Consider the following 13,477-nt stretch of genomic DNA (forward strand, 5'->3'; position numbering starts at 1 on the left):
TCGTCGTGGGCACGCTGATCCTGTGCGTCGGCAAGGGCGCCTGGTTCACCTGCTACGCCTTGTTCTTCACGCGATCGATCGGCCTGAGCACGGCCCAGTTCGGGTTCGGGGTCACGCTGGCCGGGCTCGTCGGCATGATCATCGGTGGTCCGCTCGGCTATCTCGCGGACCGGCTCGGCGCCCGCGAGGTGCTCATCGGGATCACGGTGGTGCAGGGCGCCGCCGTGATGTCCTTCGGTGTCGTACACCAGTTCTGGGTGATCATTCTGGTGACCTGCGTGACGATCGCCTGTGAGCGTTCGGTTCCCGGCATCCGGACCGCTCTCATCGCCGGCCTGGTCAGCGGCCCCGGCCGGATCGGGTTGATCGCCACGACGAACGCGATGGCCCAGGCCGGCATGGTCCTCGGTGCCGTGATCGGGGCGGTCGTGCTGTCGGTCGACAGCCACGCCGGTTACCTGGCGCTGATCCTCTCCTACGGAACCGTCAATCTCCTCTTCGCGGCGGCGCTGATCAAGCTGCCGCACGTGCAGTCCCTGAAGGACCGCAGGGAGAAGCGCGCCGTCCTGGTGCTGCGTGACCGCCCGTTCCTGACGATCACGATCCTGAACGGCCTCCTGGCGCTGAATTGGGGCATGCTCGACATCGGCGTGCCGTTGTGGATCACGACGCACACCCAAGCCCAGCCGTGGGTCATCGGCGTGCTCATGGGAGGCAACGCGGCCGTCCTCGCGTTGCTGATGCGCCGGATCGCCCAGCCCGGCACCACCGTGGCCGGGGCGAGCCGGCTCGGCGTGTGGTCCGGGGTGGCGCTCGCGTGCTCGTGCCTGGTCTACGCGACCAGCTATCACGAATCGAGCCCGATGGTCTACGTCGTCCTGATCGCGGGAAGTGCGATCGCCGTGGTCGGGGAACTGTTGTTCGTCGGCAGCGGCGTCGGCCTCTCGGTCGGCCTCACGCCCCACGAGGCGCACGGCGAATACCAAGGCGTCTTCTCGACCGGTCAGCTGGCGGCCACGATGCTCGCGCCCGCCGTCATGACCACCCTGCTCGTCGTCCTGGGCCCGGCCGGCTGGCTCGTGCTGGGCGCCGGCTACCTGCTGGCCGGGATCGGCCTGCCGGTGGCCGCTCGCTGGGCGCTGGCCAGCGCACCGCGGCGGACGTTGGTGGGCGCCGAGCCCGTAACGGGAAACTGAACGGAGTACAGGTGATCGTGCGTACGTCGGCCCGCGCCGGACTACCGGCGCTGGCGAAGGAGTTCTGGACCTGGCGGCTGGCGACCCAGCCCGACTCCTATGACGACATCACGAGGGTCGAGCGGCCACCCGGTTGGACCCCCGACTGGTCACCCGCCGCGATCGCGGCACGACGCGTGGCGTTGTCCGGATTCGCCGAACGGTATCGGGCAGTCGATGTGTCCGATGAGGACATTCCGGTCCAGGTCGATCACCGCCTGCTCGGTTCGGCACTGGCTCGCGCGCACTGGGAACTGGACCTGTTGCGCGGTTGGCAACGCAACCCCGGCTTCTACGTGGACCAGGCCCTCGTCCCGGTCTACAACCTGTTGCTCGCACCGGCGCCGTTCGACGCGGAACGCGCTCACACGCTCATCGCCCTGCTGCGCCGGGTCCCGTCGACGCTGAGCCAGGCCGTGATGAACCTCGGCGGCGAGACGGTCGAGTCGTTCGCCGACCACGCACTGGGCCTCCTCGCGCACGCCGACCAGGACGTCGTGACCGCCATGTCCGCGCTGGCGCCGCACCTGCCGGAGGAGTGCCACGCCGACCTGTCCGCGGCCACCGGCGCGGCCCGGACGGCCGTCGTCGCCTACCGCGACTGGCTCCGCCGGCACCGTGCCGGGTTCCGGGGCGCGGTGTCGATCGGCCCCGGCGCGTTCGGCTACTTCCTGCACCGGGTCGCGTTGCTGCCGTATCCGGCGACGCAGTTGCTGGCCATGGGCCGGCAGGAGTGGCAGCGGGCGGTCGCCACCGAAACCCTGCTTCGCCACCGGTACCGGCACAGCCGGCCGCCGGAGCTCCCCGACCTGCCCACGCTCGTCGCCCGCGAGGACGCGGCCGAACAGGCCGTCCGCCGGTTCCTCGCCGGCGAGCGGATTCTCGGGCAGCCCACCGGCCTGCGCCGGTACCGGTTCGCGCCCATGCCGGCCTATCTGGCGCCCCTGACGTGGCTCGGCGTCCCGCACTACGCGTCCGGCCAGAGCCGGTCGGGCGAGGACGCGCTGCGTTACGTGACCGATCCCGGCCCGGACCTGCCGTACTTCCCCCTCGCCGACGCCCGCGATCCCCGCTGCGGCATCATCCACGAAGGCGTGCACGCACAACAGCTCGCGTTGTCCTGGCGGCATCCCGACCCGATCCGCCGCCACTACTACGACTCCACGCCCAACGAGGGTGTCGCGTTCTACAACGAGGAGCTGATGCTCCAGTCCGGGTTGCTGGACGACGAACCCACCAGCGCCCTGTTCGTGGCCAACGCGATGCGCCTGCGCGCGCTGCGGGTCGAGGTGGACATCGGCCTCGCCGTCGGCGATCTCACCCTCGCGCAGGCCGCGGACCAGCTGGCCGAGCGGGTGCCGATGGACCGCGCGACCGCCTTGGCCGAAGCCGCGTTCTTCGCCGGCAACCCCGGTCAGGGCCTGAGCTACCAGATCGGCAAGCTCCAGATCCTGGCGTTGCTCAACGACTGCGTGCGGGAGCAGGGGAGTGCCTTCGACCTGATGGCGTTCCACGACCGGCTCTGGCTGGAGGGCAACGTACCCCTTGCCCTGCAACGCTGGGAGCTGCTCGGCCTGCGCGACGAGGTCGACACCGCCGACCGGCTCGCGGCGTAGGCTCACGCCGCCTCCGTCAGCTCCTCCGGCTCGACGGCAGGGGGGTACAGGCGGGCCAGCCGGCGCGAGGTCCACTGCGCCGCCGGCCCGATGAGGACAGCGGCACCCAGGAACACGCCGCCGAGCGCACTCCACCCGAACAGGCCGAAGGTGAGCACCAGCCACGTGCCGAACGCGGGTCCGAGGATGGACTGCGCGGCCAGGCTCATCTCCAGCCCGGCGAGGTACTCGCCCTGCGCCTGCTTCGGCGCGAGTCCGTAGAACAGGCCCCAAGCCGCGCCGGACTGCACCATTTCGCCCACGGTCAGCAGCACGACCGAGACGGCGATCAGGAGCACACCGGGGAGCAGGGGGAGGTCCTTGGACAGACCGGCGATCACACACCCGGCCACCAGCACCGCGGCCGCCCACCGGGCGAGCCGGATGCTGCCGGCCAGCGACTCGGCTCCCCGGCTCAGCCGGACCTGGAACACCACGACCAGTACGGTGTTGACCATCAGCAGCCCGCTGATCAGGGGCGCGGGCGCGCCCATCGGCCCGAGGATCCACAGCGGCACCACGACATTGATCAGTGCCGTGTGCAGGGTCAGCATCGCGTTGAGCGCCGTGGTCAGCAGGAACGGCACGTTCCGCAGGGCCGTGAACGACCGGCGGGCCGTCGCCGTGGCGACGGCCCTGACCTCCGGCAGCCCGCCGATCACCAGCAGCTCCAGCAGCACGCTCGCCGCGTCGCCGATCGGCAGGGCGTAGTACGCGGGCATCGTGTCGATCGCGAGCGCGAACCCGGCGAACGCGGCACCCACGGTGAAGCCGAGGTTGCTGAGCGAACGCACCTGCGCCCGCAACCGGATCCGGCGCTCCGCGGTGGTGATCGCCGAGACGAGGGCGGAGCCGGCCGGCCCCTTGCCGAAGCCGGTCGCCGACGCCAGGCAGGCCGAGACGGTGAACGCCGCGAACGAACCGGCCAGCGTGTAGGAGATCAGCGCGAGCGCGTCCACCAGGCACAGCGCCATCATGACGCGCCGCGGGCCGAACCGGTCGGCGACCCGGCCCAACGTGCTGGCGCCGAGGAAGCCCGCGATTCCCGCCGCGGACAGCGCCAAACCGACCTGCTGCGGCGACAGCCCGACCACGCGCAACGCGAACACCGTCGTTCCGGTGATGAACAGCCCGTCGCCGATCGAGTCGAGGAAGATCGCCAGGGCGTACCGGCGCTCGTTGCCCTTCGCCGGTACCAGGTCCTCGCGTAGGCGCCGCACGGCGCTACCGAACACCATCGGAGTTCCCCCAGTCCTTGGCGGTGCGTTTCAGCTCCGCGTCGACGACCGGACCGATCTCGGCGAGCGGTCCCTTGCGCATCATGTCCCCGTGATGACAGTCGATCGGGAGTTCCGTGAGGCTTCCGGCCAGCGGTCGCCAATCGTCCACCGGGGACGAGCCGGTTTCCCGGTCGCGTTGCGCAGTCAGGTAAAGCACGGGTCCGTCGAACCTCTTCGGGCGCGTCGCCGTTACGAGCCGCTGCACCTGCAGCGCCGCGTCGACGAGTGTTCCGGCGTCGACGTCGACCACGTCCGCCAGCTCGACGCCGAGATCCTGGGTGATCGTGTCGCGGATCTCCGCTCGCCCGGCCGTTCCGCCGAGATCCACGTACGAGTCGAGCAGGACCAGCGTGCCGACGGTTTCCCCGAGTTCCCGCAGGCGTACGGCGACCGCGTGCGCCAGGTTGCCACCGGCCGACCAGCCGAGCAGGTGGTACGGCCCGCCCGGGCGCACCCGCCGGATCTCCCCGACGTAGTCGTCCACCAGCCCGGCCAGTGCGGTGGGCAGCCGGTCGGGCTCACGGATGCCCCGCACCTGGAGCCCGTAGACGGGCCGGTCCGGAAGGTAGCGGCGCAGCCCGGCGTAACACCAGCTCAACCCGGCCAGCGGGGGCAGGCAGAACAGTGGCTCTCCGGCCCCTTCCGCCCGGATCGGCAGGAGGGTGTCCAGGGCACCGCCGGTGCTGCCGGGGGCCCGCAACCACGAGGCCAGCCCGGCGGGCGTGGGCAGCTCGAAGAGCGTCCGCACGGTCAGCGCCACGTCGAACTCGGCCCGCAGGCGGGCGATCAACCGGGTGGCGAGCAGCGAATGCCCGCCCAGCTCGAAGAAGTTGTCGTCGGCACCGACGTCCTCGACCTCGAGCACCTCGGCGAACACGTCGGTGATCACCCGCTCGGCCGGCGTGCGCGGCGCCCGGCGCGTCACCGAGCCGAACTCGGGCGCGGGCAACGCCGAGCGATCCAGCTTTCCGCTGGTGTTGCAGGGGATCCGGTCGATCACGCAGATGGCGGCGGGCACCATGTAGGAGGGCAGCGAACGCGCGGCGACGGCGCGCAGGCCGGCCACGTCGAGCGTCGCGCCCGGCCGGGCCACCACGTACCCGGCGAGCTGCAGATCACCCGGCCGGTCCTCCCGGTCGATGGTCACCGCCGCCGCGACGTCCGGGTGCGCGGCCAGCACGGCGTCGATCTCACCCAGTTCGATGCGGAACCCGCGGATCTTCACCTGCTGGTCGGTACGCCCGAGGTACTGGAGCGTGCCGCCGGTCTGCCAGCGCACCAGATCCCCGGTCGCGTACATCCGGTCACCCTCCTGGCCGAACACATCCGGCAGGAACCGCTGCGCGGTCAGTTCGGGCCTGCGGAAGTAGCCCCTCGCCACGCTCGCCCCGGCCAGGTACAGCTCGCCGGCGAGGCCGGGCGGCACCGGCCGGAGGCCGGGGCCGAGCACGTAGGCGCGGGTGTTGGCGATCGGCGTGCCGAGGGTGACCGCCCGGCCGGCCACGATCCGCGCGGACAGTGTGTCGACCGTGCATTCCGTCGGCCCGTAGTAGTTGTAGGCGGCGGTGCGCGGCGCGGCGGCGAGCTCGTCCCACAGCTGCTGGTCGATCGCCTCGCCGCCGATCATGACCATGGCCGGCGGACGGCGGGCCGGGTCGAGCAGGCCGGCCGCGATGAGCGGCTTGGCGTAGGACGGCGTCAGGTCGAGGAAGTCGATCTCGTGGGCCACGACGTACTCGACCAGCGCATCCGGATCGGCACGCACGTCCGCGTCGATCACGTGCAGCTCGTGCCCGGCGATCATCCAGAGCACCTCGTCCCACGACGTGTCGAACGAGAACGACGCCGTGACGGCGACCTTGATCGGGCCGGCCGTGCGGGAGAACAGTGTCCGCCGGTGTTCGGCGAACAGGTTGACCAGGTTGCGGTGCTCGACGACGACCGCCTTGGGCAGGCCGGTCGATCCGGACGTGTAGATGAGGTACGCGGCATGGGACGGGGCGATCGCCGTACCGGGATCGGTCGCGTCCGTCCCCCGCAGGCGGCCGGCGGTCGCCGGATCGTCCAGGATGACGCTCGGGACGTCGCCGAGCTCGCCGGCCAGGGCGAGATTCGTGATCACCAGGGCCGGCTCGGCGTCGGCGAGCAGGTGCGCGATCCGGTCGTCCGGCAGATCCGGGTCGACCGGCAGGTAGGCGGCACCGGCCTTGAGGACCGCGAGCATCGACACCACGATGTCGGCCGTCCGGGGGAGCACGACGGCGATCCGTTCCTCGGGACCCACGGCGGGCATGAGCCGGGCCAGCTGGTTGGCTCGCGCGTTCACCTCGGCGAATGTCCACCGCGTGTCCACGCCGACCAGGGCGGTGGCGTCCGGGGTGAGCCGCGCCTGCCGCTCCCACACGTCCACGACGGTTCCGGCGGGAAGGTCCAGCCCGGTGTCGTTCCACTGCGTCAGGACCAGTGACCGATCCGCCGCGGACAGCAGTTCGATCTCGCCGATCGGGGTGTCCGGCGCGGCGACGCAGGCGGTCAGCAGTGCTTCGAGGTGCGCGAGGAAACGTTCTGCCGTGGAGGCGTCGAACAGGTCGGTGTTGTATTCCAACCGGCACGAGAGCCCACCGGCGCGGTCGGACACGTCGAGCGCGAGGTCGACCTGCGCCATCGCCATGTCGATGTCCTGGCCTTCCACGCCCAGCCCGTCCATCGGCACGACCGCGTCCCCGCCGAGCAGGTTGAACATCACCTGGAACAGCGGATTGCGGCTGGGATCGCGAGGCCGCCGCAGGTGTTCGACCAGCCGGTCGAACGGAAGCTCCTGGTGCGCCAGTGCGCCACGCGTCGCCTCCCGCACCCGCTCCAGCAAGGCCGCGAAGGACAGGCTGGGGTCCAGCTCGTTGCGCAGCACCAGGGTGTTCACGAAGAACCCGACGATCCGCTCCAGCTCGACCCGGGTGCGGCCGGCCACCGGGGTGCCGACGCAGATGTCCTCCTGCCCGGTGTAGCGGTGCAGCAAGGCCGTCAACGCGGCGAGCAGGGTCATGTACAGCGTCGCCTGCCGGTCCAGCCCGAGCTGACGCACCCGATCGGACAGGTCCGGCGGGAGGTCACGGACGGCAACGGCCCCGGCGTAGCTCTGCTGCGCGGGCCGGGGCCGGTCGGTGGGCAGGTCGAGATCCACCGATCCGGCCAGCCGTTCGCGCCAGTACTCGAGATCGGCCGTCGTGTCCCTCTGGTACGCGGCGAAATCGGCGTACTGGAGCACGGGCTCGGGCAGCGGGGACGGTCCGCCCGCACGGTAGGCGTTGTAGAGCGCGGCCAGTTCGGCACAGATGATGTCCAGCGACCACCCGTCGGAAATGATGTGGTGCAGGCACAGGGACAGCACATGCGTCTCGGCCGCCACGCGGAACAACGTCGCCCGGAACAGCGGGCCCGCCGCGAGGTCGAAAGGTCGCCGCAGATCGTCGCGCAGCATCTCCGCGAGCCCGGCCTCCGAGGTGTCTGCGACGGACAGCTCGACCGGCTCGGCGGGCCGTACCAGCTGCACCGGCTCACCGTCGCGGATCGGCAGCACCGTGCGCAGCGCCTCGTGCCTGCGCACGATTTCGGTCAACGCCGTGGTGAGTGCGCGCTCGTCGAGTTCTCCGGTGAGCCTCAGGACGAGCGGAAGGGAGTATGCGGCGGCGGAGTCGAACTGGTCGAGGAACCACAACCGGCGCTGCCCGGGAACGAGCGGTACCGGGTCGTGCGGATGCGGACGGGGGGCCAAGGTCGCACCCGTCGTTGCGCCACCGCCGCGCACGGCGGCCGCGAGCCCGGCCACCGTCGGGTTGTCCAGCACCAGATCGAGCGGAAGATCGGCGCCGAACAACGCGCGCAACCGGGCGGCGAGCCGCGTCGTCAGCAGCGAATGCCCACCCAGTTCGAAGAAGTCGTCGTGGACCCCGATTCGCTCGACACCCAGCAGTTCCCGCCACACGGCGGCGATCGCCACCTCGGCCTCGCTGCGGGGAGCGGCGAAGTCCTCCGTCTCGACCGCTGCTTCCTCGACCCGTCGTTCGACGGCGGACCGGGGCGGCTCGTCCAGCAGCCACCACCGGTTCTCGCGCCAGGCGTACGACCCGCCCCAGGCGCCCACCGGCGCCTCGTCGGGCGGCGCTTCGCCGCCGAGATCCAGCACGGTCACGAAATCGGGCGCGGCCGCGCGCGCCTCGTCCACCGCGACCGGATCGGTCGCGCCGACGAGCACCAGCCGGATCCCGACGGAGCCGCACTCCCGCGCCAGTGCGCCCCCCACGGCGACACCGGGTCCGGCCACGACGACGGGGGACACCGCCCCGTCCCGTGAGACAGCCGTGACCGCGCTGCCTGATTCGGACGGACGAATCGCCCCGAACCACGCCGACCCCTGGCCGAACGACTGCACCATGCCCGGAGCGGGCACGTCGCCGATGGTCAGCACCGCGTCGTGTCGCAGCCCGGACCGGCTCGTCGCCCGCGCGATCGGCCGCTCGCACCGGACCGGCTCGAACGGATGCGGCGGCAACGCGGTCCGGCGCGGCTGGCCGTCCTCGGACAACCCGTCGACCCCGGCCTCGAACCCTCGCTCCCACAGGCGGGCCAGCGCGGACAGCACCCCGGCCTCCTCGGGATCGCCCGAGCGCCCGGCCAGCGGCACGGCCAGCCGTTCGGGCGTCCAGGCCGGGTGCGCGCGGAGCATGCGGGTCATCGTCTGGCCCGGCCCCAGTTCCAGGAACACCTGGCTCGGACCGGCCAGCAGCGCCTCGACGCAGTCCGCGAGGCGAACCGTGCTGGTCAGCTGGTCCACCCAGTAGCCGGCGTCGGCCACCCGGGCCGGGTCGGCAAGGCCGCCGGTCAGGTTCGACAGGAACGGCAACGCGGGGACTCCGCGCGGCGTCGCGGCGACCGCACGGCCCAGCCGTCGCGCGGCAGGCTGGATCCCCGGCGAGTGGAAAGCCCGGTCCGTGTCCAGCAGCCTGCTGTCGGTCGTCCCGTAGCGCCGCAACGTGGCCATCGCCACCTCGACGGCCGGCGGCGGCCCGGCAAGCACGGTGTGCACCGGACCCGCGACCGCGACGGACAGGCCGGGGTGGGCGTCGAGCAGGTCCCGCACGTGCTCGGCGGGCGCGGCCGTGCTCAGCATCGCCCCCGGTTCGGTGTCCCGCATCGCCAACCCGCGCTCGTGGATCAGCCCGAGCGCGTCCGCGGGCTGCCACAGCCCGGACACCGTCGCCGCCACGTACTCGCCGACGCTGTGTCCCAGCATGGCGGCGGGCTGGATGCCGAACTGGAGGAACTGCCGGGCCAGGGCGTAGCCGATCGCGAACAGCGCCAGCTGCTGGTGGGCCGTGTCGCGCAACCACGCGGGGTCACAGCCGGGTCGCAGGGCCTGTGCCAGGTCCACGCCGAACCGCGCGCGGGCCAGGTCGGCGAGCTCGTCGAAGGTCTCCCGGAACACCGGGAGCAGCTGGTGCGCCGCGGCCCCGAACCCGGCCCGCAGCGTGCCCTGCCCGGGAAACAGGAACGCGCCTTGCGTGCCCGCACCGGCCCGGCGAGCCGGCGGCCCGTCCCGCAGCGCGGCCGACACCTCCGCGCGATCGGTCGCCACCACCGCGATCCGGTGCGGAAAGCGGCGCCGGCCATGGGCCAGGGTCCACGCCACGTCCTCGGCCGTCTGGTCGTCCTCGGCCGGCTCGGCCAAGGCTTCGGCGATGTCGGACCCCAGCCGTGCCAGCGCCTTCGGCGTGGCCGCGGACAGGCAGAACACGCGTGGCTTGCGCTGCGTGGTCCGCCGTGCCGCGACCGGCGCCGACTCCAGGATCGCGTGCGCGTTCGTACCACCCATGCCGAACGAACTGACCCCGGCGAGCAACGGCCCGTCGGCCGGTAGCGGCTCGACCGTGGTCGCGATCCGGAACGGGCTGGACTCGAGTTCCAGCTCGGGATTCGGGCTGCGGAAGTGCAGGGTGGGCACCAGGTGCCGGTTCTTCAGCACCAAAGCGGCCTTGATCAGCCCGGCAACGCCGGCCGCGGCGCCGGTGTGCCCGATGTTGCCTTTCGCCGACCCCAGCCAGCAGTACCCGACACCGTCGGTGGACTCGCGGAACGCGGACGTGAGCGCCGCCACCTCGACCGGATCACCGACCTTCGTGCCGGTGCCGTGCGCCTCGACGTAGTGGATGTCGGCCGGGTCCACCCCGGCGACGGCCTGCGCGAAGCCGATCACCTCGCGCTGCCCGGCGATGGACGGGGCGACGTAGCCGATCTTCTGGCCGCCGTCGTTGTTCACGGCCGAGCCACGCAGCACCGCGATGATCCGGTCACCGTCGGCGAGGGCGTCCTCCAGCCTGCGCAGCACCACCACGCCGACCCCGCTGCTGAACACGGTGCCGGTGGCGCCGGCGTCGAACGGGCGGCAGTGGCCGTCCGCCGACACGACGCTGCCCTCCTGGTAGAGGTAGCCGTTGGCCTGGGGCAGCCACAACGCGACGCCACCGGCGAGCGCGGCGTCGCACTCGTGGTTGCTGAGGCTCGAGGCCGCCTGGTGCACCGCGACCAGAGCCGTGGAACACGCTGTCTGCACGGTGATCGCGGGTCCGCGCAACCCCAGTTTGTAGGCGACCCGGGTGGCCAGGAAATCCTTCTCGTAGCCGACCATCGCGGCCACCTCGTCCGCCGGATCCACGAGGTCCTGGTTCACCCGGTCGGACCCGGCGAAGACACCCAGCCAGCCGCCGAACCGCTGCGGGTCGATGCCCGCGTCGTCCAAAGCCGCGGAGCACGCTTCCAGGAACACGCGCTGCTGCGGATCCATCCCGGCCGCCTCGGCCGGGCTGTAGCCGAAGAAGGCGTGGTCGAAGCACTCGCCCTGCTCGATCAACCCGCGCACGGGCACGTAGTCGGGATGCCTGGCCACCTCGACCGGCACGCCCGCGGCGATGACGTCGTCCAACCGGAACCGGCTGATCCCTTCGACCCCGGTGCGCAGGTTGTGCCAGTACCGGCGGACGTCACCGGCACCGGGCAACCGGCACGAAAGCCCGACAATGGCGATGGCAGGCGCATCGGCCTCCTCGGCGTGGCCGTCAACGTCGCTCATCCATTCGCCCCTAACGCGCACGTCCGTCCACAGGAGACGCGGTCGTCCCCCCGACTCCACGGCATCGATACCTCGAGTATCCCGCGCGACCATTCGGAACCGACATCTCCGAAAATGCTTTTCGGAGATGTGGAGAAGGCACGTCCGGAGATGATTCACGAGGAGAAGCAGAAGGTGTGTGATCACACCGCCGAGCCCGTGAACACCCGCCGCGTGCTCCGGGGCCTGGGCCAAGCGTCCGAACTCGACCGCCTGCCGGGGCCGAACCGGTCGCGACCGCCGAAGAGGGGGATTCGGAATGAGTCGGTGTGTCGCCTTGGGTGTCCTGCCGGGTTTTTCGGTGAAGTCGGTAGGTGTGAGGAGGTCCTGACCGGCCAGCTGTGGGAGCGGCTGGAGCCGCTGTTTCCGGTGCACCGGCGGCGTTCCGCTATCCGCGGCCACGCTGACCGGCGGCCACCGCAACGAAGGTCCCGGACCTGGCCCGGTACTTTGCCAAGCACATCGGTTGCCGGATCTTCACCGCGTCGTGGTGGGGCTTCTGGGCCTGCGGCGGTCATCCGCCTGCACGAGGCAGAAATCCTTCCATGAGGACCACGAACGCCGCGAGAACGAACTCTGCCTTGCGAATCAGTGCGGCAGTGCGGCGACGACGCCCTCTGCAAGTTGCCGCGCCTTCGCACATGAGGCGGTGACGGATTCGCCGGTCGGGCCGTTGAAGAGGATACCGACTCCCTGGCTCTGTGCGATGTCGACGATCATCTGGCATGAGGTGAAGCTGTTGTCCGTGCCGGTGCTGAGCACCCATTCGCCGGCGGGATACCCGTTGAGGGAAGTGGGCTTCACCTGGCTACCGGGACCGGTGACGAGGGGGAGTGGCCGGGCTTTCGGGTAGAAGCGGACTTCCGCGGCGGCGGACAGGGGCGGGCCGCTCGAGAGGCGGCATTGGGCCTGGACTCCGGCGCCGACAAGGACGGTTTCGCGGGCGTCTTCTCGTTTGGGCAACCCGAGTCGTGCGGTCAGCTCGGTCGGCACTCCCGAGCACGGCGTGGTCAGATAGCGCGAGACATCGAGCGGCGTCGCGGTGAGCGGTGCGGGCGACGTCGAGCTGCTGGGCGCGGGCGGTTCGCCGGGGTCGGTGCAGGCTGCAGCGGTCAGGGCGACCGCGAGGACCCCCAGCGCGGCCCGGCGGATCGTGTCAGCCATCGAGACGCCTCTGAATCGGTGTGCCGGGGCCGGTGACACCTGTCGGAGCGTGCTCCTCGACCAGTTTTCGGTGCTCTTGATCGACCTTGGGGTCGAACTCGGCGACCGGGCGATCGACGGAGGAGAAGTCCCCGTAGTGAAAGCTCGGGGACTTCACGTCGATGCTCGGTGGCGTCGGGGCGAACAGTTCGTTCTTCTCGTCGAGCAGGTCCCGCTCCGCATCTCGGATCTTGGCGAGAGAGCTGTGAACGATGTCCTGGTAGCTGGTCAGGACCTGGTCCTTGCCGGTTTTGTAGCCGGAGGCGACTTCGGCGAACTTGTCGCCGTCCACCGCGAGCTGCAGGCCGGCGGAGGCGGCGCCGATGATGACGCCGGCGCTCGCGGTGAACCAGGCCCCTCCGGTCGCGACGCCGAGGACGGCGGAGACGACGCTCGCGCCGATCGAGATCGCGATCTTCGTATCGGCGTCGTCGTGCTGCTTGAGGGCCTTGGCGACGGCGGCGCTGGTGGCGTCGGCGACCGCGACGTAGTCCCGCCGCGCCTGGACAGAGGCCGCCAGGAGGATCGCCAGCGATTCGACCGTCTTGACCAGGTAGCCGGCCTGCTGACCGATGAAGGCCTGGATCATCGAGATCTGGTGCCGGAAGGCGTCGGCTCCGCCGCCTTCCCAGTCCTGCACCGAGTAGTCGATCTTCCGGAATGCGTCGATGATGGCGGACGAGGTGTCCTGGTCGAGGGCGCGTCCGACCTTTTTCATGCGCTCGAACTCGTCGATGATCTTCTGCGGGTCGAGACTGAGCACGTTGTCGGCATCCTCGAGGAAGCTGCGCAGCAGCACTGCGCCGCCGCCGTCCGGGTATGTCTCCGGTGAGCCGAGCCACTTGCCGTCCGGCTGTTCCTCATCGAAGAGCTCGATGAGCCGGCGGGCGGCGCGGTCGGCGGCCGACCGGACCTCGTCGTCGCTCTTCCAGTCACCCACCG

Annotated in this window: 6 protein-coding genes; 2 read left to right on the forward strand and 4 right to left on the reverse strand. The window is 71.1% G+C overall.

Annotated elements, in window-relative coordinates; all coding sequences use genetic code 11:
* Positions 1-5: 5 nt before the first annotated feature.
* Positions 6-1,196 carry an MFS transporter gene (locus AB0J55_RS01595; RefSeq protein WP_364241212.1) on the forward strand — a complete coding sequence of 397 codons (1,191 nt, stop codon included), beginning with the start codon at positions 6-8 and terminating at the stop codon, positions 1,194-1,196.
* A gap of 11 nt (positions 1,197-1,207) precedes the next feature.
* Positions 1,208-2,851 carry a DUF885 family protein gene (locus AB0J55_RS01600; protein ID WP_364241215.1) on the forward strand — a complete coding sequence of 548 codons (1,644 nt, stop codon included), beginning with the start codon at positions 1,208-1,210 and terminating at the stop codon, positions 2,849-2,851.
* 2 nt (positions 2,852-2,853) lie between these two features.
* On the opposite strand, the gene AB0J55_RS01605 is transcribed toward AB0J55_RS01600, so the two are convergent.
* The 4 genes from AB0J55_RS01605 to AB0J55_RS01620 form a co-directional block, all read right to left on the reverse strand.
* Positions 2,854-4,128, reverse strand: coding sequence for an MFS transporter (locus AB0J55_RS01605; RefSeq protein ID WP_364241218.1), 1,275 nt, complete (start codon positions 4,126-4,128; stop codon positions 2,854-2,856).
* Entirely contained in the window at positions 4,115-11,293 is a 7,179-nt protein-coding gene (locus tag AB0J55_RS01610; RefSeq protein WP_364241221.1) for an amino acid adenylation domain-containing protein, read from the reverse strand. The genes AB0J55_RS01605 and AB0J55_RS01610 overlap by 14 nt, the downstream gene beginning before the upstream one ends.
* A 627-nt stretch (positions 11,294-11,920) precedes the next feature.
* Entirely contained in the window at positions 11,921-12,496 is a 576-nt protein-coding gene (locus AB0J55_RS01615; RefSeq protein ID WP_364241224.1) for a DUF3558 family protein, read from the reverse strand.
* Complete coding sequence (locus AB0J55_RS01620) at positions 12,489-13,475, reverse strand: hypothetical protein (RefSeq protein ID WP_364241227.1); 987 nt, start codon at positions 13,473-13,475, stop codon at positions 12,489-12,491. Before AB0J55_RS01620 ends, AB0J55_RS01615 begins: the two co-directional genes overlap by 8 nt.
* Positions 13,476-13,477 lie beyond the last annotated feature (2 nt).

It is taken from the genome of Amycolatopsis sp. NPDC049688, assembly GCF_040674975.1.
GTDB lineage: Bacteria > Actinomycetota > Actinomycetes > Mycobacteriales > Pseudonocardiaceae > Amycolatopsis.

What these genes read in the sequence shown, in the direction of transcription:
- AB0J55_RS01605 (WP_364241218.1), bottom strand. Translation starts at nt 4,128, where the DNA reads ATGGTGTTCGGTAGCGCCGTGCGGCGCCTACGCGAGGACCTGGTACCG.
- AB0J55_RS01615 (WP_364241224.1), bottom strand. Translation starts at nt 12,496, where the DNA reads ATGGCTGACACGATCCGCCGGGCCGCGCTGGGGGTCCTCGCGGTCGCC.
- AB0J55_RS01610 (WP_364241221.1), bottom strand. Translation starts at nt 11,293, where the DNA reads ATGAGCGACGTTGACGGCCACGCCGAGGAGGCCGATGCGCCTGCCATC.